21 protein-coding genes are annotated in these 24,145 nt (G+C 35.4%); 11 read left to right on the forward strand and 10 right to left on the reverse strand.

What is annotated here, in order from left to right:
• Position 1: 1 nt before the first annotated feature.
• From DDD_RS00215 to DDD_RS00225, 3 genes are all read right to left on the reverse strand, one after another.
• Complete coding sequence (locus DDD_RS00215) at positions 2 to 1,675, reverse strand: peptidase domain-containing ABC transporter (RefSeq protein WP_015360668.1); 1,674 nt, start codon at positions 1,673 to 1,675, stop codon at positions 2 to 4.
• Complete coding sequence (locus tag DDD_RS00220; RefSeq protein ID WP_015360669.1) at positions 1,662 to 2,348, reverse strand: TetR/AcrR family transcriptional regulator; 687 nt, start codon at positions 2,346 to 2,348, stop codon at positions 1,662 to 1,664. Before DDD_RS00220 ends, DDD_RS00215 begins: the two co-directional genes overlap by 14 nt.
• A gap of 167 nt (positions 2,349 to 2,515) precedes the next feature.
• Positions 2,516 to 6,127, reverse strand: a complete 3,612-nt coding sequence (locus DDD_RS00225; protein ID WP_015360670.1) for a T9SS type A sorting domain-containing protein — start codon at positions 6,125 to 6,127, stop codon at positions 2,516 to 2,518.
• 202 nt (positions 6,128 to 6,329) lie between these two features.
• On the opposite strand from DDD_RS00225, the gene DDD_RS00230 reads away from it, so the two are divergent.
• Positions 6,330 to 7,007, forward strand: a complete 678-nt coding sequence (locus DDD_RS00230; RefSeq protein ID WP_015360671.1) for a M24 family metallopeptidase — start codon at positions 6,330 to 6,332, stop codon at positions 7,005 to 7,007.
• A 91-nt stretch (positions 7,008 to 7,098) separates the two neighbouring features.
• Here the strand turns inward: DDD_RS00230 and DDD_RS00235 are convergent, their stop codons facing one another.
• From DDD_RS00235 to DDD_RS00270, 7 genes are all read right to left on the reverse strand, one after another.
• Positions 7,099 to 7,380, reverse strand: a complete 282-nt coding sequence (locus tag DDD_RS00235; RefSeq protein ID WP_015360672.1) for an ATP-dependent Clp protease adaptor ClpS — start codon at positions 7,378 to 7,380, stop codon at positions 7,099 to 7,101.
• Between the two features lie 46 nt (positions 7,381 to 7,426).
• Positions 7,427 to 8,284, reverse strand: coding sequence for a 50S ribosomal protein L11 methyltransferase (prmA, locus tag DDD_RS00240; RefSeq protein WP_015360673.1), 858 nt, complete (start codon positions 8,282 to 8,284; stop codon positions 7,427 to 7,429).
• Complete coding sequence (locus DDD_RS00245; RefSeq protein WP_015360674.1) at positions 8,274 to 8,858, reverse strand: DUF1287 domain-containing protein; 585 nt, start codon at positions 8,856 to 8,858, stop codon at positions 8,274 to 8,276. Before DDD_RS00245 ends, prmA begins: the two co-directional genes overlap by 11 nt.
• The gene (gene tpiA / locus DDD_RS00250; RefSeq protein WP_015360675.1) at positions 8,848 to 9,600 is read right to left on the reverse strand and encodes a triose-phosphate isomerase; all 753 of its coding nucleotides are present in this window, start codon (positions 9,598 to 9,600) and stop codon (positions 8,848 to 8,850) included. The genes DDD_RS00245 and tpiA overlap by 11 nt, the downstream gene beginning before the upstream one ends.
• Before the next feature lie 526 nt (positions 9,601 to 10,126).
• Positions 10,127 to 11,200, reverse strand: a complete 1,074-nt coding sequence (locus DDD_RS00260) for an ABC transporter permease (RefSeq protein ID WP_015360676.1) — start codon at positions 11,198 to 11,200, stop codon at positions 10,127 to 10,129.
• Positions 11,197 to 12,288, reverse strand: coding sequence for a BT_3928 family protein (locus DDD_RS00265; protein ID WP_041566804.1), 1,092 nt, complete (start codon positions 12,286 to 12,288; stop codon positions 11,197 to 11,199). Before DDD_RS00265 ends, DDD_RS00260 begins: the two co-directional genes overlap by 4 nt.
• 354 nt (positions 12,289 to 12,642) lie before the next feature.
• Positions 12,643 to 13,575: a peptidylprolyl isomerase gene (locus DDD_RS00270; protein ID WP_015360679.1), complete on the reverse strand. Its 933-nt coding sequence runs from the start codon at positions 13,573 to 13,575 to the stop codon at positions 12,643 to 12,645.
• A gap of 262 nt (positions 13,576 to 13,837) precedes the next feature.
• On the opposite strand from DDD_RS00270, the gene DDD_RS00275 reads away from it, so the two are divergent.
• From DDD_RS00275 to DDD_RS00320, 10 genes are all read left to right on the forward strand, one after another.
• Positions 13,838 to 14,410: a cob(I)yrinic acid a,c-diamide adenosyltransferase gene (locus DDD_RS00275; RefSeq protein ID WP_015360680.1), complete on the forward strand. Its 573-nt coding sequence runs from the start codon at positions 13,838 to 13,840 to the stop codon at positions 14,408 to 14,410.
• 222 nt (positions 14,411 to 14,632) lie between these two features.
• Positions 14,633 to 14,854: a DUF2795 domain-containing protein gene (locus DDD_RS00280; RefSeq protein ID WP_015360681.1), complete on the forward strand. Its 222-nt coding sequence runs from the start codon at positions 14,633 to 14,635 to the stop codon at positions 14,852 to 14,854.
• A gap of 117 nt (positions 14,855 to 14,971) precedes the next feature.
• On the forward strand, positions 14,972 to 18,391 hold the full coding sequence (secA, locus tag DDD_RS00285) for a preprotein translocase subunit SecA (RefSeq protein ID WP_015360682.1): 3,420 nt from the start codon (positions 14,972 to 14,974) through the stop codon (positions 18,389 to 18,391).
• A gap of 133 nt (positions 18,392 to 18,524) precedes the next feature.
• Positions 18,525 to 19,034, forward strand: a complete 510-nt coding sequence (locus tag DDD_RS00290) for a hypothetical protein (protein WP_170120286.1) — start codon at positions 18,525 to 18,527, stop codon at positions 19,032 to 19,034.
• Between the two features lie 131 nt (positions 19,035 to 19,165).
• Positions 19,166 to 19,510, forward strand: coding sequence for a DUF3140 domain-containing protein (locus tag DDD_RS00295; RefSeq protein ID WP_041566805.1), 345 nt, complete (start codon positions 19,166 to 19,168; stop codon positions 19,508 to 19,510).
• Positions 19,511 to 19,695: 185 nt separating this feature from the next.
• The gene (locus DDD_RS00300) at positions 19,696 to 20,115 is read left to right on the forward strand and encodes a hypothetical protein (protein ID WP_015360685.1); all 420 of its coding nucleotides are present in this window, start codon (positions 19,696 to 19,698) and stop codon (positions 20,113 to 20,115) included.
• A complete protein-coding gene (gene meaB, locus DDD_RS00305; RefSeq protein WP_015360686.1) occupies positions 20,116 to 21,129 on the forward strand; it encodes a methylmalonyl Co-A mutase-associated GTPase MeaB in 1,014 nt (337 codons plus the stop codon).
• A 39-nt stretch (positions 21,130 to 21,168) separates the two neighbouring features.
• A complete protein-coding gene (locus tag DDD_RS00310; RefSeq protein WP_146250804.1) occupies positions 21,169 to 21,639 on the forward strand; it encodes a hypothetical protein in 471 nt (156 codons plus the stop codon).
• A 37-nt stretch (positions 21,640 to 21,676) separates the two neighbouring features.
• On the forward strand, positions 21,677 to 22,810 hold the full coding sequence (locus tag DDD_RS00315) for a helix-turn-helix domain-containing protein (protein ID WP_015360688.1): 1,134 nt from the start codon (positions 21,677 to 21,679) through the stop codon (positions 22,808 to 22,810).
• Positions 22,811 to 22,962: 152 nt separating this feature from the next.
• A complete protein-coding gene (locus DDD_RS00320; RefSeq protein WP_041566806.1) occupies positions 22,963 to 24,021 on the forward strand; it encodes a serine hydrolase domain-containing protein in 1,059 nt (352 codons plus the stop codon).
• Positions 24,022 to 24,145: the final 124 nt, after the last annotated feature.

Below are 24,145 nucleotides of genomic sequence, written 5' to 3' on the forward strand. Positions count from 1 at the left end.
ACTACTGATCTAAGATTAATTTACCGTTGTGTAAAGTTACCAATCTACCGCAACGTTTTCTCCATTCTATATTCTGACTTACTACCACTAGCGACCATCCGTTATCTGGATCTGTTAAAAAGTCCATGATTCTTTTTGCTTCATCTTGATCAAATTGATCTAAAGGATCTTTCAAAATTAAAATTTTAGGATTTCTTACTATGCTTCTTGCTAGAATAATCTTTTTGGAAACGGTATAGCTCAACTCTTTACCTTCAGGAAATAAAGTAGTCTCTAATCCATGAGGCAATTTCTTTAAAAATTGGTTTAAACCGACTTTTTCAAGTGCCCAATAAATGCGGCTGTCATCTATCGATTCATCACCAAATGTTATATTATCTCTTAATGTTCCCTCAAAAGGAGTTTCTTCGGTTAAGGATTGTCCTAAGTTTGATCTATAATAATTAAGGTCAAGACCTCTTAAGTCTGAATTATTAATGTAAATACTACCGTTAGTAGGTTCTATGATCCCAGCAATTAGTCTTAATAAAGTGGCTTTACCACTTCCATTTGCACCATTTATCAAGATAGTACATGTCTCTGAAATTTTTAGAGTTACCTCGTCAAGAATAGGTTGTGTTCTATCTGGAACAGAGTACGTTATATTGTCTAATTCTACGGTAAAGTTTTGTTCTATACCAAAAGGCTTCTCTCCAGTTTGAGGTTCTAATTCTCTATCGACTACTTGAGCAATTTTCTCTAAAGAAGTCAACATATCATAAAACGACTCTAGACCAGAAATAATTTTTTCTACGGCGCCTATGATGATTAAGATAATCAACTCTGCAGCTACAAATTGACCTATGTTCATTTCTTGACTTAAAACAAGTAATCCTCCTATAATAAGAAGTCCTGCCGTAATAAGTACTTTAAAACCAATTAACTGAATAGCCTGAACAATTAAAATTTTAAAGTGCTTTTCACGGTAATTTAGGTATCCAGAAACCAGCTCGTCGTTTTTATCGACCGCATGACTAGTCGCACCAGATAATTTGAAACTAACTAAAGATCTTGCTATCTCTTGCAACCAGTGAGCTACTTTATATTTACTTTTAGACTCTAAAAGACTTGTTTCTAAACCTTTCTCTGCTGTGTATTTAAAAAGGAAGTAAGCGAGAACTACCAACAAAACTCCATATATAATAAAGAATGGATGATAAAAAGAAAGCAATAGAAGCCCAAAAATAATTTGCAATATTGCCGTAGGATAATCTACTAGCAATTTGGAAAGACTTTTTTGAATAGTTAGTGTATCAAAGAAACGATTTGCTAATTCTGGCGGATAATACCCTTGTAAAGCACTCATTTTTATCTTAGGAAATCGGTAAGCAAATTCAAACGATGCTCTAGTGAAAATTTTCTGCTGAATGTTCTCTGTAATTCTAATTTGCATGATCTGAAGAACCCCACCAAAACCTACTCCTAAAGTTACAAGAACGACTAGTAAAATCCAAGAGGTACTTATTTGAGCGCCTTGAATGAGATTGATAATTGCCTGTATTCCTAATGGGAGCGACAATCCCACTATTCCCGCAAATATGGCGTAATAAAATATTTGTCTAACGTCTTTTTTATCAGCCTCAAGCATACGAAGCAATCGTTGCCATGAAGTAAGGATATTTTTATTTTTTTCCATTTTTGATAATTAGTTGTTCCACTAGATCTAAAAAGTATAAGGTAGGAGTTGTTTTTTTATTGCAATCTGTAATACCTGAAAAATGCTCCTTCAAAAAATGTTGATGTAGCGCGCCATCTATAATCATACTACTCAATGAAGAAGGAAATTTATAATTGCTATTTACCGCTATAATCAAATTCTTGAGTCTCATGACTAGCCTTTTGTAAATTACAAAATAACCATCCTTATTTTCTTTGTCTACTTCTTTAGTCAGATAAGATTTTGAATACTCTGAAATAACAATTTTATTGAGTATTACTTCATTTATGTGGCTAAAATTAGAATCTTGAGTAACTTCTTGAGTAAGAATCTCTACAGCTTTATTGAGTTTTGCATGAGGAGAAGAAATAACCATGGTTTGAAGTACAAGTTGGTATTCTAACCAGCTCCAGTACCATGAAGTGAGATATAGTAATAGTTTATGCTTATTTTCAAAGTATCTATAAATAGAGCTTTCATTTGATTTGATCGCATTACCTAATTTCTTGAAGGTAAATTGTTCAAAACCCAACTCATAAATCATCTCAATACTATGCTTAACGATTCGTTTACCAAGATCAGAACTCTCCGGATCTTTAACATAGATTTTATCGTTAATCTCGACTTTTAAGTTTTTAAGAAGCGTTTCCATTTGACAAATTATTGAAGTCAAATGTAATAGTATTACTATTAAATAATAGGATAGTTATAATTAATTAACAATAATTTTACTTTTGTGTTTTATGTAGCTCTTGACAATCATTTAATAAGCATAAAAAAACCTCAGTTTTCACTGAGGTTTTTATTGTAGATTTTGATTTACTTTTTAATTAATTTAGTTGTAAAGGATCGATCTCCCGTAGTTAATTTAGCTAGATAGATACCTTGATCTAATTCTGAAATATCAATTTGAAGACTGTTTTGAGTAAGCTTTCGCGAAAGCGTAACACGACCTCTAACATCGTAAAGTGTGAGTCTTCCTTCTTCTATTGCATCACTAAATTTGACTGTAAAGTGGTTACTTGCTGGATTAGGAGTAAGACTGAAAACAGTTTCTTCCACATCTGGATTACTCAACGGCGTGCGGAAAGTACTTGTGAAAGTATTAGTAATAATAGGCGGATTAAAATCAAAGTAAATCTCAGCAGTATTAGGAATTACCGTTCCTTCAGCCCAACCGATTCTAGGTTTGATTTTGAAATAAACATGACCGTTTGCTCCTACAGGATCTGTAGTTGAATCTGGCAGCATGATGTTATCAAATCTCCATACCACCTGATCTTCCATGCGCTCCATCAAATAATTATGACTGCTATTGATCATTTCAATAGTATTCCAATCGAGTTGCGCATCAAGCGTGTCTTCAATTCGTACATTAATAGCACTTGCTGTTCCAGTATTTTCAAATCTAATGGTATAATAAAAATAGTCCTCAGAAGTAAAAGTAGATGGGTTGATAAACTCACCTCTCGATTCCATTTTATCATTAGGATCATAACTACCTATGATTATTTGGGTAGAAGTATTGGTATTATTTGCTGGTGTCAAGTCATTTGCAACTGGGGAAATAGTTGCCACATTTGTCAATACATCACCTAAACTCACTGTAGGAATAACAGGAATTTGCATTTCCACATCAAAAGATCCTATTGCAAATGGTGCTAAGTTAGAATAAGCAAGAGTCACGTCAGTAGGTGACACAACAGCATTAGGATCTGAAACACTTACAATACTTACCGTCTGATCATAGTCAAATATTACTTGCCCTACAGGAACGGTAGCGGTTCCTAGATTTGTATAATAAACCGTTTCTGTGTATGTAAATCCTGGTCGAGGTTGCTCTTGAGGAACTATATAAGTAACCACGTCTTCATAAGATGCTGTAGGAGTAACTAGAAAATCTCTATTCACTACACCACTATTGTTAGGAACAGTCACTCCAGTATAAGTAGCTGGCGATACCGTGTAATTACCTGTATATGCTGGTAAAACATTATAAGCAAGGTCATAAGAATTAGTAGGATCAACATCATAAATATTATAACTTCCTAAAGGAGTTGCTATTTGCATGAGGTTTCCATTACTATTTCTTTCCCATTGAAAAACTCCAAGTGGAAAAGAAGGGTCTGTCGCATCGACTACTCCATTGAGATTGGCATCTAAGAAAGATTGCATTCTTATACCATCACAATTTACCGTTGCAGTACTAGCAGCTCCTATCTCTACTTTTAAAAACCCTGGTTGACTAGAAAAATTTGAAGTCAATATTAAATAAAACTCTCCTGCTTGAGCGTTTGTTATTTCAGCTATCTCTGGCATAACCACAGAAAAACTATGATCGACATAATCTGCTATTGTCAAATTACCACATTGAGAAGTTGGATTAGTAAAAGGACCATAAACAGCAAAATCAATATCTAAGTCTTGCCCCATAAAGTCTGGTTGCGTGTTTTGATAAACTTCCAAAGTAAGATCTCCTGATGTCTCTATAGGAATGTAAAACCAAGTTGGGTTTCTAGGTCCTGTACTGGATGAAAAAGGATAATAATTGCCAGGCTGCGCATTGGATCCATCAAAAACATTGACAAATGGTTGTCCAATGCGCTCACAAAGTGATTGAGCATCAGAACAATTATAGGCATTATTGCAATTTCCTTGAGGTATCAAATCTGCAGCATAAACTATATCACAGTCATTGAGTACCGTTTCCAATACAAAAATACGTTGCCCACCAGTTGTTGTTGCTACATCAAAGTTTGCAGGAGTAGCAATAGCATTTGCGTTATTCTGGGCATCTGCCAGTGTAAGGTGATAGGAAAGTGTATTTACAGTTGAAAGTTGATTTTCAAAATCAGTTAAATCAAACACGACGGTTCCATCTAAATTATCATCGCATTCTGTTAAATCGCTCAAAGTAACGAAGTCAAAAAGACTATTTCTAACAATTAAATCAAATGCTCTTACCTGAAAAGCTCCTGTTGCATTTTCTTCTAATCTAGCAAAAGCGACCGCACTTGATGGCAAGCAGTAAGAAGAAGCATTTGCAATAGCATTTGTTCCTGCCATAGCATCGGCATTAGTAGCATAATAGGTAACTGTAAAATCTGTTGGATTATTAGTATCTAAAATTAGCGCATCGTTTACTGTAAGATCAAAACAAGCTACAGTATTTGGTGTTTGCAAGCATTCTTCTAGCGGATTAGGATTACCTATGATGATACAATTGACATCTTCCACAAGCTGTAATGGAGAAACACTACTACAGTTAGTAGGGAAAAAAGTTGTTCTCACATAAACAGTAGGTGTAATACTAGAAGTTACAAAATTACCTACAAAACCTATTGGGTTTACTTGATTTTCAGCATCTAACTGAGATAAATAATATTCAGTAGAAAAATTTATAACATTATTCGGAACATTTGTGACCTCATTTAAAACACTACTCGAGTCCCATTCTATAAAACCGTCACCATCATCATCACAACCTGTGATAGGTGTAAAAGAATAAGTATCTGGAATAGAATTAACATTAATAAAGAATGATTGTGTCGTGTCTGCATTTCCAGTTGCTATTTCTTCTACTCTAACAAATATTTGCTGACTAGTTGCAGTACAATAAGTAGTAGGAATACTATTGGTATTATTATCAGCATGTGATTGTGATAAGTGATAACTTACTGCATGTGTGTTAGGAGAATTGTTTCCCAATGCAGGAAGCGTATTAATATTCAAATCAAAGCAAGCATTATTATTAACTTGATCTGTACAAGATTCTAGGTTTATTAATTGTGGATTCTGATTACAACTTGTTAGAGTAGCAACCATATTAATAACTTCAAAACAATTAGTAGTAGTCTGTACTCTTATAAATAAATCTACAGGAGTGTTTGCTTGATAAATAAAAGTTGTAGAAAGTGGATTTGAATTTGTTACAGCATCTTGTTGGCTTAAAAAATAAGTAAATAGAAGGTTACTCTGTCCATTGGAAAGAATAGGTTCTACTTCAAATAAATCAACTTGAATTTCTCCAGTTGCAGTGATAGAACCACAATAAGTATAAGTTTGTAAACTATTAACTAATGGTACGGCTTCAACTATTAAATTACTAGTAGTAATATCAAAATTTCCTGTCGCATTTTCACTTACACGAATAAATATTAATTGCGGATTTGTCAAATTTGTATAATTTGATGGAATTAATGGATTAAGATTGTTTACCGCATCAAATTGAGAAGAAAAATATGTAACAGTATGAGCAGCTGGATCCTGATTTCCTAAAGCTGTGGAATTTAAAACAGTTAAGTCAAAAATTTCAAATCCATCATTTGAAAAATCATCACATACAATGTAATCTGGGACTGGACCTGCTGTAACTTGTGCTGTTACTGCTGTGGTAATTAGTAAAAGTACTAAGAGTAAAAATTGTTTCATGATTGCTTGATTTTTGCGTGAAGTTAACTAATTAAGCATTAATAATCATCTATTTCGCTGATTTGCAATATTTAAACGCCAAAATACTTATATAGAAACCGACGAATAAGCTATAAATAACATATGTTTCATTTAATGAACGAAAAGAGAATAAATTGAAATGCTTGTATAACATCCTATCCTCCTTTACTATTTTTACATTATGAAAAACAGTCTCGTAGAACTTCAAAAAGCCGAAGAAAAAGCAGCTCAATTATTTAGAGAAATAGAAAATCGTGAGCTCATTAGTGCAGGTAAATCAGAAAAACAAATCAATACTGAAATCTTTTTACTAGCCGATGAATTATTAGGTATTAAAAAATACTGGCACAAACGCATTGTGAGAGCTGGAGAAAACACCTTATTTCCCTATGATGAAAATCCAAAAGACCTGATTTTAAAAGAAGATGATATTCTGTTTATTGATTTTGGACCTATTCTAGAGGATTGGGAAGCAGATTATGGTAGAACTTATGTCATAGGAAATGATCCCCATAAAGAACAACTTGCTTCAGACACTGAAAAACTATGGCATATAGCAAATAATTATTATAAGAAAGATCCCTCGATAACTGGAGCTAGTTTATACCAGTATTGTGTTGAACTAGCACAAGAATACAACTGGGAATTTGGTGGACCAATTGCTGGACATTTGATCGGGCATTTTCCTCATGAGAAATTAGATGGTGAGGAAAAGACTAATTACATTCATCCAGAAAATCACGTTCCTATGAATACAAAAGATTCGTCAGGAAATACAAGGCACTGGATTCTAGAAATACACTTGGTCGATAAAAAAAAGAAAATCGGAGCTTTTTTTGAGCAACTTGCAGGTTATTAAAGAGTTGCATTCCATAAAACACAAAATGCCTGATTAGATCAGGCATTTATGTTTTTATTCAATGCTGAATAAAAAGGGGAAAGCAAACTTTTTATTGAATCTCTGCTGTTAAACCTGCTTCTAATAAAGCGGTACAACGCGGTTCTAAATCATTATAATCACCTGATTTCACATTACATTTACCTTTGTAATGTACAATCAGAGAACATTGCTCTGCTTGTATAGGTGTATGATCACAAGCTGCGACTAACATGTCGATAACGTGATCAAATGTATTTACTTCGTCATTAAAAAGGACAATTTTATTTTCCTTCTGCTCCAAGACTTCCAACTCCAATTCTGGAAGTACTTGTTCTTGTGTGCTCAACTTCATGGCATAAATTTAATACAATTAATAAAAATATTGTTTAACTATAACGTTAAAGTTCATCCTTTATCATCTTTACAGCAATCCAATTATCCTTATATAAGTGTGAGTCGTAATTAATACTCGATTCATTACACTTCTCTTGAATATGAACAAGATCTTCCTCATAAAAACCGCTGAATAATATGGTGCCGCCACTTTTTAAGCTTTTAGCATATACAGGAATATCTTGAAGCAATATGTTTCTATTAATATTTGCAATAATAAAATCATATAATCTCCCATCTAGCTGTTCTGCTCCACCTAGAATAACATTTACTTTATCGGCATTGTTGCGCTCGACATTTTCTAAAGCATTTTCATAACACCAGGTATCTATGTCTATTGCGTCTACCTTCTTAGCACCTCGCATTTGTGCAAGAATGGCTAGAACACCTGTTCCACTTCCTATATCGAGTACATCTAGATCGTTCAAATCTTCCTTGAGTAAATGTTCTATCATCATATGAGTGGTTTGATGATGTCCTGTCCCAAAACTCATTTTTGGTTCAATAACAATGTCATATTCTACTCCACTAGCCTTATGAAATGGCGCACGTACTTCACAGCGATCGTTAACTATAATGGGATCAAAATTCTTCTCCCATTCTGCGTTCCAGTTAGTTGGTGGTACATCCGCTTTCGCGAAAGCGATATCACAAAGATCATTTTTCATAATACTTACACCTTCCAGTACCTCATCGCTGTCTTGAGATTGTAAAATATAGGCTTTTATACCATGATCTGTTTCTATAAAGCTTTCAAAACCTACCTCACCCAGTTGTGCCATAAGCACATCATTCCAAGGTTGTTGTGGAACTACTTTGAAATCGTACTCCACATATAAAAGATTAGTAGTATTATTTTCCATAACGATAATGTCCTGTGATTTTAAAGCTAAATAAGCAGTCTTCAAAAACTTGTCCTGCACCTATATTGTGAACCATTAAATAACGTTTTTTGTCTTTTGATTTAGTTTTAGAAACCATTCCTATATGAGTAAGTCCATTGCCCAATTTCCAGCTCACGATATCTCCTGGCAGGTATTCTACAGCATTTTGAGACACTGTTAAACTCTCACCATTCCTACTGAAGAAAGTACGCAAATTAGGAACACGTCTGTGATCAATATTAGTATCAGTCTTTTTTAAGCCCCAATTTTTAGGATATTCAGAAAAATGGGCTTTCATATCTTCATGAACCTCTTTTTGAAGGTCTATGCCTAGTTTTCTATAGGTTCTTATCACCAGATCGGTACAAACACCATAAGGTTTAGGGACGTCTCCGTTAGGATAAGGTATTTTGAAATAAGTACCGTTGTAAACGACCTTATCTTTTGTAAGCTCTTCAGCAGCGGTTGCTACTTTGATGCCATAACCTGTCTGTCCTACGACAGATAAACTGGTAATTAAAAAGAGAGATAAAATTATTTTCTTAAAATGCATTTGCTATATCAAGGAAAGATTGAGCGTCTAGTGATGCGCCACCTACTAATCCACCGTCTACGTCTGGTTTTGCAAAAATCTCTGCAGCATTTGCCGGTTTTACACTACCTCCATAAAGTATGCTAGTATTGATTGCTGTATCCTTTCCAAATTTAGATTCTATAAAAGAACGTAAATGTGCATGCATTTCTTGTGCTTGTTCTGGACTTGCAGTTTCTCCAGTTCCTATCGCCCATACAGGCTCATAAGCAACTACTACTTTTTCCATTTCTTTGGCGGTAAGATCAAACAAACCTTTTTCTATTTGTGCAGTAACCGTATCAAAGTGATTACCAGCTTTGCGTTCTTCTAGATGTTCTCCACAACAAAATATGACTTTCATTCCTTTGTCGATAGCCGCTTTGGTTTTTGCAGCAAGTAATTCATCTGTCTCGCCATAAGTATCTCTACGTTCTGAATGACCTATAATTACTGTTTGTATACCTATACTTTGCAACATATCAACAGATATCTCACCTGTATAAGCTCCTTTTTCTGCTTCACAAACATTTTGTGAGACTACTTCAATAACAGTATCGCAAGTGCTGTTAAAAGCGTTATATAAAAACGGATGTGATGGCGCGATCATTAATTCACAATTAAATTCTTTCACTAACCCTGTTTTAAGATCGGTGATTAAAGATTGTGTTTGCGGTAAATCACAATTCATTTTCCAGTTTCCAGCTACTATATTTTTTCTCATGGTATTTCTCTTTTGATACTTATTTAAGCAATAATTTCAAAATTGCTGCTTTTAATTTGGTTATGCAAATGTAGGTTAAGGTATTAAACTTAAATTCAAGAAAATCGATTGAGTTAAACCCATCTATTAAACGAGCATTTCCCCAAGGAGGAAAATTACATCTACCAATGTTTGTTTTAAACAAAAACCAGTGAGCTTGCACTTTTTTAAATTTAAATTGAAACTTAAATCTAAACCTAGGTTTCACATATTTATCAAAACATAAACTTTTTAGAAAGATTCAAAACCTGTGAGGTTGCCTTTTTAAAAATTTAAACTGAAACTTAATTCTAAATTTGATTTTACATCTTCATAAAAAAATAACTGTACGGAAAGATTCAAAACCTGTGAGGTTGCCTTTCAATTATCTCAATGATTTTAACAACTTGCTACGGCGAAACCTCACAGGTTGTTTTGAGATTATTTTTCAAATTCGAATTCGAGTTCGAGTTCGAGTTCGAGTTTAAGTTCATTCCACATACCTAACTTACTCTAATCTCACCCTAGGATCCAGCCACACATAAATAAAGTCGACTAAAATATTTATGAGGATAAACAACGTTGCAATAACTAAAACTGCTCCAGTGATGACCGGTAAATCTTGCGTATTTAACGCCTCCACTATTTCCTTTCCTATACCGTTCCAGTTGAAGATGTATTCTACAAACACGGCACCAGCGAGCAAACTCGCAAACCAGCCGCTTACTGCAGTAATTACTGGATTGAGTGCATTTTTAAAAGCATGTTTTTTTATCACTTGTAAAGTAGTTAGTCCCTTAGCATAAGCTGTAGTAATATATTCTTGCCCCATTACTTCCAGCAAACTGTTTCTCATAAGTTGCGAAATGACAGCTAGTGGTCTTATTCCTAAAACCACCGCTGGCAAAATCAAATTGCGCCATTGCAATTGCATTCCTTCACCATAATCATCCATCTCATAAAGACTACCACTCATTTTAAGACCTGTCCATTCATGCCATGCATATCCAAATACAAAAGCAAAAATAATCGCACTGAAAAAGCTAGGAACACTCATGCCCATGGTACTGATCACTTGTATCAACTGGTCTAACCAACTATTCTTATACAAAGCAGAAACAACACCCAAAATCAAACCTAAAACTAACGCGATACTTATAGCTGCAACGGCTAGGATCATCGTATTAGGCAAGGTCTCTCCTATAATATAACTTACTTTTTTATCTGTTTTTTGAAATGACTCTCTTAGATAGGGCCATTTAAAATAGGTAGAAGTTTCACCTATCTTGAAAAGTGCTACTCCAGTATATTTACCATTATCGTAAGTAAAATCTTCTGGTTGCAAACTGTGAAAAGAGACCGGTGACAAGTCATTTAGAAAATATAAATATTGAGTTCCAATAGATTTATCAAGACCGTACTTTGCTCTTACATTAGCAAGTTGTTCTTCAGATTCGTTTTGACCCAACATCATTTGTGCTGGATCGCCTGGCAATAAATAAAACAGCAAGAATATAACCGTTACCACACCATAAAGTGTGAGCAACGCATATCCTAATTTTTTAAGCACATAGCTTATCATAGAGATAGATCCTCAAAATCGTTCCAATGCGATTTACCGGTAATGACACCTTTTTTAATCGTCATTACGGATGGTGTAGAACGTACTGCTGTTTTTATTTGTGTCCCATCAGTCGTGTAAAAAGGAATAGACACATCATGCATTTTCAACATAGGAGCTAGCTGCTCCTCACTATTGGCACTCAAACCTATTACCTCATATCCAGCTTTTTGAGCTCTAGAAATAAAGGTAGCTAACTTAGACATTCCGCCATCTTCAGCTTTTGTCATGTCGTAGATCAATACAAAAGCTACTTTTTCTTTGTCTAGAATTTCTTGAGTAAAATCTTCTCCATTTCGCTCAATTGCAAAATCATGAATTTTAGGAAGTGCTGCTTCTTGAATCACTCGCGTTTCTACTTTATCATAGTCTGGTCTTCCTTCCGGCGGTAAACCATCGGTCGTGATGATTTCTTCTTCACCGTCTACTGTGTAGTACCAGTCATAACCATACACTTCTTTTTGGTTAGGATCTTCTTGCATAGCAACTTCTATATCTGTTCCTACTTTGTAAGCTCTAAAATCAAGAATAGGCAAATGCATCAGCACGTAATAAGCGATCATAAAACAGATGATGGTAGCAACGAGTATGATTATGGAGGATGTCGCTTTCGCGAAAGCGGTCTTCCATTTATCCATGTTGAAAAACAAAATCAATATCATGACTAAGAGAATCACATCCTTTGCAAAAGATTCCCACGGCACTAGCGGAATCGCATCTCCGAAACAACCGCAATCAGTCACTTTATCAAAAAAAGCCGAATAAAAAGTCAAAAAGGTAAAGAAACCTATCATGAGCAACAACGACCAAATCGTAAATTTCTTCTGAAAACCAATGAGCAACATGATTCCTAAAATCACCTCAAAAATGACCAAGAAAATTGCCATGGGAAGTGCTAAAGTCTGAAGAAACTCGAGATTTAAAACATCTGCACTGAAGTATTCATCGAGCTTATAAGAAAACCCTAGAGGATCATTCAACTTTATTAAACCACTAAAAATGAACAATATACCGACAAACCAACGGCAAAATGTAACTAATGCTTTCATGCTTTTTTCTTTAAAGGTCAAATATAGGAATTAGGCTTGAGTTTGTGAGTTCATGAGCCTGTGAGTTTTGAGGGGAATTATATCAAAAAAAATGTCTGCAAGATTTTATCATAAAAATAAAACTCATTTCCTAAGTATAGGAAAGGTGGGCAAAGCGAGTGATAACGAGTTTTGGTCGATAAGGTTGAAAGGCGCTTTTTATTATCAAGATTACAAATAGTTTTATAAATGAACTAAAGGATCAAAGTTAACCTGCAACCTCATACCTCATCCCAAATACCTCATCCCAAAAACCCAAAAAGCTCCATTCTTAAAATAAGAACAGAGCTTTTCAAATAATTAATTAATAGATAATTACTTCACAGCAACTAGTTCTACATCAAATACTAATGTTGCATTAGGTGGAATCACGCCACCAGCACCAGCACTACCATAAGCGATGTGTGATGGTATTACTAATCTAGCTTTATCACCTACTTGTAATAATTGAATTCCTTCATCCCAGCCAGCGATTACTTGTCTCATTCCTAAAGCAAAATCAATAGGCTGCTTGCGCTCATAACTAGAGTCAAATACTTTACCGTTAGGCAACATACCTTTATAATGTACGCTTACTGTTTTTCCTTTTTCTGCTTTTGCGCCATCACCTTTATTGATGATTTTATAACGCAATCCGCTCTCTGTTTTATCAAAGCCCATCGCGATTTCATCGATCTCTTGATCGGCTTGCTTCCTTGCTTGTTCTTCTCTTGCTTTTGCAGCTCCTTCAAACTGGCGAAATTCTTCTACAGCATTAAAAGACTGTGCAGCATCGCCTTCTCTTACGATCGTTACCGTTTTAATCTCGTCACCTTGAGCAATTGCATCAACTACATCTTGACCTTCTATTACTTTTCCAAAAACAGTATGCTTGTCATCTAACCATGCTGTCTCTATGTGCGTAATAAAAAACTGAGAACCATTTGTTCCAGGTCCAGCATTTGCCATACTCAATACTCCAGGTCCATCGTGACGCAATTCTGGGTGGAATTCATCATCAAATTTATAACCTGGCCCACCAGATCCTGTTCCCTGTGGATCTCCACCTTGAATCATAAAATCTGGTATTACTCTATGAAACTTTAAACCATCATAGTAAGGAGTACCTTGATCTTTAGCAGTATTTTCTAAGTTACCTTCGGCAAGGGCAACAAAGTTACCTACAGTACCAGGTGTTTTATCGTGGTGTAATTTTACTAGGATTTCTCCTTTTGAAGTATCAAATTTTGCGTAAATTCCTTCTTGCATTTTTCTTATTTTTTTTAAAGGTGCAAATATAATTCATTCATTAAGAGTAGTCCATAAGCTATGAATTATTTTAACGATTGGAATCTATGTCTGTAACGATATGCTTTTTACCTACCGTTGGTATTATGATAATTTTGGAAAAACTTTCTCTATTGTTTTGTATTTTCGCTAAGTTATTCATTTAAAGTGATTTAACTTATTACAATAACTTTATTTAGTAACCTCACATTCACAACATTACATACTATATAGCACCTATTTAATGAAGATATATACCAGAACTGGAGATAAAGGAACTACTGCACTATTTGGTGGTACTCGCGTTCCTAAACATAATTTGAGAATTGACAGCTACGGAACGGTAGATGAATTAAACTCTTGGATGGGTTTAATTAGAGACCAAGAGATTTCAAAGCATACGAGCGCAACCATTAATGCCATCCAACACCATTTATTTACCATAGGTGCAGTACTGGCAACGCCTCCAGAAAAAGAAACCTTAAAAAACGGAAAAGAGCGTTTAAACATTTCTAAAATAAGTGATGAAGAAATCACGATGTTAGAGAAAGAAATGGACACCATGAATGAAGAACTTCCAGAAATGACTCACTTTATTCTTCCTGGAGGACATCCTTCTGTGTCATATTGTCACATTACAAGAACTGTTTGTCGCCGTGCAGAGCGCCTTGCATCAGAACTTAATGAGCATACACCTATCGATCCACAAGTTTTGAAGTACTTGAACCGACTTTCTGACTACCTATTTGTATTGGCACGTAAATTGTCTAAAGCTTTACAAGCCGAAGAGATAAAATGGATCCCAGAAAAACATTGATTTCATTTTAGTTAGAAGTTGTTTTCAAGTGCCTAAACAGCACATTTACAGTCATATCTAACTTAAAAGAATTAAAAAGTGGGGCAACTGATGAGCATTTTCAGCAAACATTTTGATTTTCAAAAGCTTATACGCTCTTGCAAATCTTGAAATCAAAGTAAAATTAACTTGCAAAATTCGACGATAAGTTTATTTTTGCAAAAAACTTAACGAGTAAAAACTATGTATTGGACACTAGAACTCGCATCCTATTTAAGTGATGCACCTTGGCCTGCTGAGAAAGACGAATTGATAGATTATGCAATTCGTACCGGAGCACCGTTAGAGGTAGTGGAAAATTTACAAGCCATTGAAGATGAAGGAGACTTATATGAGTCCATTCAGGAAATATGGCCCGATTATCCTACAGACGACGATTACCTCTGGAATGAGGATGAATATTAACGATGTAAAATCATATAAAAAGTCTCGTATAGAGACTTTTTTTTTGCTTTAATTTTAGATATTAGCAACAGCAATGAACATATTATAAATTGCTATAAATCAAATAAATAAAAATCCATGGGACTATTAGATTCCGTTTTAAAAATATTCGTAGGCGATAAGTCTAAGAAAGATATCAAAGAAATTCAACCTATAGTTGATAAAATCCTCAAGTTTGAGCCCGAGTTAGAAAAGCTTTCTCTCGATGAATTGCGTCATAAAACGGTAGAGTTTAAAGATTTTATCGCTTCCGCGAAAGCGGATACCATGTCCCAAATTGCTACATTACAAAAAAATGCCGAGGAAGAACAAGACATCGATAAGCGCGAAGAAATCTATAATGAAATAGATCAATTAGAAGATGTTGCTTATCAACAAGGTGAAGATGCGCTGAATGAGATCATGCCCGAAGCATTTGCAGTAATGAAAGAAACTGCAAAGCGTTTTTACCACAATGCAGAACTACAAGTTGGAGCAACGCCTAGAGATAGAGAATTATCTGCAGCAGTTGATTACGTGACTTTAGATGGAGATCACGCAGTATGGAAAAACTCTTGGGATGCGGCTGGAAAACCTATCGTATGGGACATGATTCATTATGATGTACAATTAATAGGTGGTGCTACGTTACACAGCGGTAAAATTGCTGAAATGCAAACTGGAGAAGGAAAAACACTTGTTGCTACCTTACCTGTTTACTTAAATGCATTGACCGGTAATGGTGTTCACGTAGTAACGGTAAACGATTACCTAGCAAAACGTGATGGTGCATGGATAGGACCTTTATTTGAATTTCATGGTCTTACTATAGACTGTATCGATTACCACAAACCTAATTCTGAAGAAAGAAGACAAGCTTACTTAGCTGATATCACTTATGGAACCAATAATGAATTTGGTTTTGATTACCTACGTGATAACATGGCTCACGCCCCTAAAGATCTAGTACAACGCAAGCATAATTATGCCATTATTGATGAAACCGATTCGGTTCTTATTGATGATGCACGTACACCTTTGATTATTTCTGGACCTGTTCCACAAGGAGATCGACAAGAATTTGACGTTTTAAAACAACCAGTTGCAAATATTGTTGAAGTTCAAAGAAAGGAACTGATTAAGACTCTTGCGCAAGCAAAGAAACTCATTGCAGATGGTGATCTAAAAGAAGGTGGAAAACAGTTACTACGTGTTTATCGTGGTCTTCCTAAAAACAAAGCATTAATTAAGTTCTTGAGTGAAGAAGGAATTAAAACCTTACTACAAAAAACAGAGAACTTCTACATGCAAGATAACAATCGTGAAATGCCTAAAGTAGATGAGGCACTTTATTTTGTTATCGATGAAAAAAACAATCAAGTAGAATTAAGTGATAAAGGAATAGAATTCCTTTCTGGTGAAGACCAGCCAGACTTCTTCGTGATGCCAGAAGTAGGTATGGAAATAAGCCGTATCGAGAGCGCTGGACTTTCTAAAGAAGAAGAAGCTGAGAAAAAAGAAGAACTGTTCCGTGAATTCTCTGTAAAATCAGAACGTATTCACACTTTGAACCAGTTATTGAAAGCTTATACCCTATTTGAAAAAGATACGGAGTACATCGTTGACGCTCAAGAAAAGAAAGTTCCTAATGGTGCTGGAGGTTTTAGAGTAGAAACAGAGATGATCGTTAAGATCGTAGACGAGCAAACTGGTCGTGCTATGGATGGACGTCGTTATAGCGATGGTTTGCACCAAGCAATTGAGGCAAAAGAGAACTTAACGATCCAAGACGCAACACAAACTTTTGCTACCATTACATTACAGAATTACTTCCGTATGTATAAGAAGTTAGCTGGTATGACTGGTACTGCGGTAACAGAAGCTGGAGAATTCTGGGAGATCTATAAACTAGACGTTATAGAAATTCCTACTAACAGACCTATCGCGCGAGATGATAGACAAGATTTAGTTTATAAAACAAAGCGCGAGAAGTACAACGCAGTAATTCAAGAAGTAATAAAATTAAAAGAAGCTGGTCGTCCAGTGTTGATAGGTACGACTTCGGTTGATATATCTGAATTATTAAGTAGGACATTACAACGTGCAGGGATCGAGCACAATGTCCTGAACGCAAAACAACATAAACGCGAGGCAGATATCGTTGCTGAAGCTGGAAATCCAGGACAAATTACGATTGCCACAAACATGGCTGGTCGTGGTACAGATATCAAATTATCAAACGAAGTAAAAGCCGCTGGTGGACTTGCCATTATCGGTACAGAACGTCACGACTCTCGTCGAGTAGATAGACAGCTGCGTGGTCGTGCTGGTCGTCAAGGAGATCCAGGAAGCTCACAATTTTATGTATCTCTAGAAGATAACTTAATGAGACTTTTCGGTTCTGAGCGTATGGCTAAAACTATGGACAGACTAGGAATGAAAGAAGGCGAGGTAATCCAGCATTCTATGATTTCAAAGTCTATAGAACGTGCGCAGACTAAAGTAGAAGAAAACGCATTCGGTGTTCGTAAGAGATTACTAGAATATGATGATGTGATGAACGCGCAACGTGAAGTGATTTACAAGCGACGTCATAATGCGTTATTTGGTGATCGTCTTGCTGTGGATATCGCAAACATGATTTATGATATCTCAGAAAATGTAACCGAAGGAAATAAGCTGGCTCAAGACTATAAGAATTTTGAATTTGAATTGATTCGTTTCTTCTCTATGAGCAGCCCTATTTCTAAAGAAGAGTTTGAGTCTAAGGACGATAAAACCATCACCGACATTGTTTACAAAGCGGCTTACGAGCATTATAAACAAAAGATGGAGCGCACCGCTTCTGAGGTATATCCTGTGATTAAGAATGTAATGGAAAATGACGAGCGTAATTATGAGCGTATCGCTGTTCCATTTACAGACGGAATTAAAACCTTAAACGTAGCAACTAACTTACAAGAGGCTTACGATTCTGAAGGACGTTCCTTAGTGACTGATTTTGAAAAGAACATCACTTTAGCAATTATTGACGATGCTTGGAAAACACACCTGCGTAAAATGGATGAATTAAAGCAAAGTGTCCAACTGGCCGTACACGAGCAAAAAGACCCTTTATTGATCTATAAATTTGAAGCTTTTGAGTTGTTCAAATCTATGATCGACAAGGTTAACAAAGATGTTATTGGTTTCATGTTTAAAGGAGACCTTCCTTCCAGAGATGCCGCTGCAATTAGTGAAGCGAGACAACGTCAGGCTGTAAAAACGAGTACTCAAAAAGAAGAAGTTTTAAATAGCGACGAGCAAGCAGCACAAGCAAGAGCAGTAGGCGCAGGCGCGAGTCGCCAGCAACAAAGACCGCAGGTGACTGAAACCATTGTACGCGACCAGCCTAAAATAGGTCGTAACGATCGAGTTATTATCAAGAACATCATGAACGGTGAGACTAAAGAGGTAAAGTATAAAGCGGCACTTCCTTTAATTAATAATGGACAATGGGTTTTAGATAAGAAAGCTTAATTTATTTCTGAGAATTATAATTATTCCGCTTTCCGTCTTTTTAATGGAAGTTTATCCTGAGGTAGCTCAGGGCGAAAGCGAGAACATCAAAAATGCCTTACTGAAAAGTGAGGCATTTTGCATATATTTGATTATGAAACATTTGTCTTTTTATCCTTATTTAATAATAGTCTTTATTTTACTCCATCAAAATTTGTTAGGACAAGAAAACGAAACCACAAAAGCAAATAATAAAATATCTAAAGAATTAAAACTAAATGCAAACGAATGTTTTCTAGTAAATGCCATACTTAAACTTGATTCTCAAAAAGTAACGGCAAATCGTTGGAAACCTACTAAAGAACAAGTGAAACAAATGAGAACTCTGTATGATACAGCTGTAAAGAATGGAGTTTTTGATGGGATTAAAACCGCAAATTTTCAATCCAACTACTTTTTTCAATACATTCCTTACATTAATAATTATGGTGAAAAGATGATATTAATTAATGCGGTGATCTATAATAGTGAAACTTACAACACTTCGACTGATGATGCTGGTATCAATTTTTGTGAAGATTTAATAGAGATCCATCATAACAATCAATGGCAACTTTTTTTGAATTTAGATGACAATAGCTATGGTAATCTTTATATACTGTAGTATCATTTCGCTTTGAGAGTCGCAAACCCAAACGCTTTTAAAACCTAAGGAGTTAGGCGTTAAAATTATCTCATTTCAAAAGTCCTTAACAGCTGGAGCTGTAAAAAGATTCTATCTTAAAAGAAAAAATTATGAGCGATAGAACCAAAGACGAAACTTACGACGAATTTTATAACGTAGTCAACATGACACCTAGCGAGTTAGAGGATTGGCTCGATACCGATAAATCAAAAAGTGTTGGGAAAGACAGCGGTGACGGCGAATCCATAGGTCATAAATCTGGACGCAAAATCATCAAGATCAAAAGAAAAAAGAAAGACGAGCTTACTGACACTAATTACAATCACATGAATGAAGTAATAGGTTATGTGCATAGACATAGCGCGCAAAAGCCAAAAAGCGATATCAAAGAAAGTAACTGGAGATACAGTTTAAAAAATTGGGGACACGACCCATGTAAAGAAATGGACTGTTAATTAAAATAAACTCTGATTTACCAAGAAATAATATAGCTAACCTCAAAGTTTTTTTGAAATCTTTGGGGTTTAGCATTATAGAAAATTTTCCATTTAAAATCCAACCTCACAGGTTTTGGAAACCTGTGAGGTTTGGCTGTAGTAACAACTATTATTAGTATTTTTAAATCCTAAACCCAACCCTTATGAACCCTATTGTTAGAAATATTATCGCTGTTGTTGCAGGCTGGATTGTAGGAAGCGTAGTGAACATGCTGTTGATCAATGCTGGTCATAGCTTTTTCCCTGTTCCTGGAATCGACATTAATGATATGGATGCCTACGCAGGAGTTATGCCCGATTTAGAACCTAAGTATTTCTTATTTCCGTTTTTAGCCCATGCCGTGGGAACACTAGTAGGTGCTTTGATCGCCGCAAAAGTTGCTGTATCACATCATATGAAAATGGCGTTGATCGTAGGTGGATTGTTTTTGCTAGGTGGCATTGCTGTTAACTACATGTTACCAGGTCCTACTTGGTTTACGGCTTTGGACGTGCTTGTCGCATACATTCCTATGGCTTGGTTAGGTGGTAGAATCGGTATGAAGAAAAACCCAACAGCTTAATTGGCTACCAACTCACATATAAATCCTAACGCTAGACGCAGGAAAGAAAAGCTTGACGTAAATGAATTATTTAACGAGCTGCATTCTGGTCAAGTTAGCGCGTTGAGTAGAGCGATCACTTTAGTGGAGAGTACTGCTGGTGGTGATTCCGCTTTCGCGAAAGCAATAATAAAACAAGCCTTACCAGAGTCTGGAAAATCCTTTAGATTAGGAATAACCGGCGTGCCAGGCGTGGGAAAATCTACCTTCATAGAATCGCTAGGAAGACAGCTGATAGAACGTGGTAAAAAGGTCGCTGTACTCGCCATAGACCCATCCAGTAACATTTCACGAGGCAGTATATTAGGCGACAAAACCAGAATGGAAGAACTGGTTAAAAGCGACCAAGCCTTTATAAGACCAAGTCCAGCAGGAACCACATTAGGTGGCGTAGCTCGCAAAACACGCGAGGCTATCATTTTATGCGAGGCCGCAGGATATGATTTTATCATTGTAGAAACCGTAGGCGTAGGACAAAGCGAGACTGCAGTACATTCCATGACCGATTTCTTCTTACTACTCAAACTCGCAGGCGCTGGAGATGATTTACAAGGCATCAAACGCGGCATCATGGAAATGGCAGACGCTATCATCATTAACAAAGCCGATGGCGAGAATCAAACCGCCGCAAAACATGCCCGACGGGAATTTAAAAACGCGATACACCTCATGCCGCAAAAAGACCACGGCTGGCCTACACAGGTACTGACTTGTAGCGGATTGAACAACATAGGGATCACAGAAGTAATAGAAGAAATCAATAATTACCAAACTCACGCGACCGCAAACAGCAGCTTTACTAATAAACGCAACGCGCAAGAACTCTACTGGTTCCATCAGACAATAGAAGACGCCATTAAAACCAACTTCTACAACCGTCCAGAAGTCATCGCAAAACTGGCAGTTCTAGAACAAAAAGTATTGAGCAAAAAGAAAAGCCCTTTTGACGCGGCTGGGGAATTGTTGGCGTTGTGATAATTTGAAGAAATAATGCTAGTCATTTATAAAAAAACATTGAAAATAACTACCGATTCCATAAAATATTACTTTAAAATAAAAGAACTCCTAACATGTGATTTTGATGTAAATTGGACACCTGAATGGATTTATTGCGAAATGACGTCAGTACCAATTGAAGGACACTCTTGGACTTTATTAGTTAGAAACGGATCAGAAAATTTCAAACTAATTTATAGATCTAGTAAGCCTTCACAACAAAACGAAATGAATAATTTAGGTGTTTTTAATTTTGATACCATAAAAATAAACGAAAAAGTCGTACATATTTCTCATAATGATATTTCTGAAATTGAACATCTATTAGAATCTAACTTGACTGTAAACAAAACAAATAGGATAATTCTGGACGGTAATGATAATGAATTAACCGATTTTGAAAACCAAAACAATTATAGCTGGAAATTAGATGAAGAAATTAGTTCCAATCTGAAAGAACTAGTTCAGACAATTAAAAGAATTAATTAAATTTTTAAAAAAGAACTAGAACCAAAAGGAAGTAATAATGAATCTATCAAATTTATTAAGTCTTGTAGCGGTAATAACCATCTTCCTAGCGGTTTTACTATCCTTTTTTTTAGTTTCTGTAAAGACTCAAAATAAGTTGAGCAATAGGCTTTTTGCACTATTTTTAATTTGGACAGCGATTGATATAAGTGGTGTTGTGATCGACTCATTCCTTACTGAAGTTGGTAACCTTCAAATGTTGCGACCATTATTCATTTTTTTACAATTACCTACATTTTATCTCTATGTAAAATCGGCGTGTTATTCAGATTTTAAACTGAAGTGGATTCACTTGTTACACATCATTCCTTTTTTACTGGTGAATACAATCTTGATTCCGCGTTATTATGCTGTGGACTTGCTAGGTAAAGTAGATTTCTTGAGCAACATTCAATCCATGTGGGAAATACAGTTTAATTTTATATTAATTCATATTCAGATAGCTGTTTATTTGATTCTTGCTTTTTTAAACATAAAAAAAGCTAAGAGATTATACTTAGAAAATTATGCTGGAGAAAGTATAGAAACTTTTAATTGGTTGTTTCAATTTACCGTGGCTTTGTCTATTTTTTACGGAATTGCTTTATTGAAAAATATTTTCAAATTCTCAGAATATCAAGAATGGAGTGACTCTTTAACGGTAGGATTATTTGTATTTGAGTTATTAATTATAAGTTGGTATTTATTAAAAGCTCTGACGCATCCTAATTTGTTCAGAAGCTTAGATTCTAAGCTACAATTGGTAGAGCATATTATCTCTGAAGATGAACAGGAAGAAGATAACGACACCAACGAAACAAGCGAAGAGCTCATCGCTTTAAAAAAGTACATGGAAGAAGAGCAACCTTATTTGAATCCTGGGCTAACTATTCAAGATATTTCTGATGCCATTGAGATTCCTGTGCGCGAATTATCTCTGCTCATTAACCATCAATTGAATCAGCATTTTTATGATTTTGTGAATAGCTATCGCATAGAACACGCTAAGAAAATGCTTAAAGATCCCTCAAAAAATAAGTGGACGGTACTTGAAATTCTCTATGAATCTGGCTTTAATTCAAAATCTTCTTTTAATACTGCTTTTAAAAAGCATACGGGAACTACACCTACTTCCTATCGTAAGAGCTTGTAATAAAGCTGTTTGTAACTATTCGTACTTATACTTAAAACTACTCATACTCATTTTATTAGAAGAATTCGTTCGACTACTTGCATTCGGTCGCATAGGATGATGTCTTGCCACATATTTGTATCATTAAAATAATAATCTTAAAAAATGATACTATGAAAAATTCCATTCCAATGTTTACATTCTTCCTATTACTAAATACAATTTGTTATGCACAGGACATTACTCAAAAAATAGATTCTATTGTGCAAGAGGTGCATTTGAAATATCCTGAAGTTGGCATAAGTCTAGGTTTTATTCAAAACGATCAAGAGTTTTACACCGCTTATGGTAAGAACCATAAAGAAAGTACGGTTGATATTAATAAAAATTCGGTTTTTGAAATTGCTTCTATCACAAAACTGGTTACCGCAAACTTATTAGCACAAGCGGTTCTGGAGAATAAAATTAAATTAGAGGACTATATAGACGATTATTTACCAGAGGTATATGTCTTACAAGACGCCATTAAAAACAAAATTAAAATATCAGATCTGGCGTCACATCAATCGGGACTGGAAGATCTGGATTTTGGCAAACTAATCGCTGCAAATTCACAACAACCTATTGATGGAGTTACTCAAGAAGATATCAGCGCGATCATAAATAATTGCACAGAATTAATCGACTATGGAAGCTATCGCTACTCTACTATCGGTTATGTGTTGCTAGGAGACATTCTAGAAAAGGTTTATGGGAAAAGCTACGATCAGATCATCACAGAAAAACTAATCACGCCTTATCAATTAACTAACACGCTAACAAAAGAATTTGATGTTCCTAACCTTACCAAAGGTTATAATCAAGATGGTGGCGAACAAGAATTTTTTAACTGGCACACAACTGCACCAGCCGGATTGTTGAAATCAAGCACAGCAGATATGGTTACGTTTTTAAAAGCCATATTAAATAATAAAACAAAAGCTGGAAAAGCAGCTCAACTTTGTGAAACTACCTACTACAACAAGGATGATCGACAATTAGGATTAGGAACCAATATCCTTATAGACATCCAGAATACAATCTATGCAAAAACTGGTGATTCCATGGGACAGTCTTCCATACTTTGTTACAACAGAGGTAAAAACTGGGGAATTGTGATCTTTATTACTCAACGTAATTTCAAAATACGTTCAGAATTGTTTAATGGGATTTATGAGGTGGTTTTGAAGTGAGATGATCAAATATCATTCTAACGATATTGTGTAATAATTGCAAGAAACTGGAATTGACAGATAAATGATTTAGTATATTTATATCTTACTCAAAATCTCCCAACTTAGTTAGTTTAACTTGTTG

The organism is Nonlabens dokdonensis DSW-6, from assembly GCF_000332115.1.
Lineage (GTDB): Bacteria > Bacteroidota > Bacteroidia > Flavobacteriales > Flavobacteriaceae > Nonlabens > Nonlabens dokdonensis.

Coding starts and splice junctions, on each gene's coding strand:
- DDD_RS00220 (WP_015360669.1), bottom strand. CDS start 2,348: ATGGAAACGCTTCTTAAAAACTTAAAAGTCGAGATTAACGATAAAATC.
- DDD_RS00315 (WP_015360688.1), top strand. CDS start 21,677: ATGAATCTATCAAATTTATTAAGTCTTGTAGCGGTAATAACCATCTTC.
- DDD_RS00225 (WP_015360670.1), bottom strand. CDS start 6,127: ATGAAACAATTTTTACTCTTAGTACTTTTACTAATTACCACAGCAGTA.
- tpiA (WP_015360675.1), bottom strand. CDS start 9,600: ATGAGAAAAAATATAGTAGCTGGAAACTGGAAAATGAATTGTGATTTA.
- DDD_RS00320 (WP_041566806.1), top strand. CDS start 22,963: ATGAAAAATTCCATTCCAATGTTTACATTCTTCCTATTACTAAATACA.
- DDD_RS00245 (WP_015360674.1), bottom strand. CDS start 8,858: ATGCATTTTAAGAAAATAATTTTATCTCTCTTTTTAATTACCAGTTTA.
- DDD_RS00275 (WP_015360680.1), top strand. CDS start 13,838: ATGAAGATATATACCAGAACTGGAGATAAAGGAACTACTGCACTATTT.
- DDD_RS00260 (WP_015360676.1), bottom strand. CDS start 11,200: ATGATAAGCTATGTGCTTAAAAAATTAGGATATGCGTTGCTCACACTT.
- secA (WP_015360682.1), top strand. CDS start 14,972: ATGGGACTATTAGATTCCGTTTTAAAAATATTCGTAGGCGATAAGTCT.
- prmA (WP_015360673.1), bottom strand. CDS start 8,284: ATGGAAAATAATACTACTAATCTTTTATATGTGGAGTACGATTTCAAA.
- DDD_RS00300 (WP_015360685.1), top strand. CDS start 19,696: ATGAACCCTATTGTTAGAAATATTATCGCTGTTGTTGCAGGCTGGATT.
- DDD_RS00215 (WP_015360668.1), bottom strand. CDS start 1,675: ATGGAAAAAAATAAAAATATCCTTACTTCATGGCAACGATTGCTTCGT.
- DDD_RS00295 (WP_041566805.1), top strand. CDS start 19,166: ATGAGCGATAGAACCAAAGACGAAACTTACGACGAATTTTATAACGTA.
- DDD_RS00235 (WP_015360672.1), bottom strand. CDS start 7,380: ATGAAGTTGAGCACACAAGAACAAGTACTTCCAGAATTGGAGTTGGAA.
- DDD_RS00290 (WP_170120286.1), top strand. CDS start 18,525: ATGAAACATTTGTCTTTTTATCCTTATTTAATAATAGTCTTTATTTTA.
- DDD_RS00265 (WP_041566804.1), bottom strand. CDS start 12,288: ATGAAAGCATTAGTTACATTTTGCCGTTGGTTTGTCGGTATATTGTTC.
- DDD_RS00280 (WP_015360681.1), top strand. CDS start 14,633: ATGTATTGGACACTAGAACTCGCATCCTATTTAAGTGATGCACCTTGG.
- DDD_RS00270 (WP_015360679.1), bottom strand. CDS start 13,575: ATGCAAGAAGGAATTTACGCAAAATTTGATACTTCAAAAGGAGAAATC.
- DDD_RS00230 (WP_015360671.1), top strand. CDS start 6,330: ATGAAAAACAGTCTCGTAGAACTTCAAAAAGCCGAAGAAAAAGCAGCT.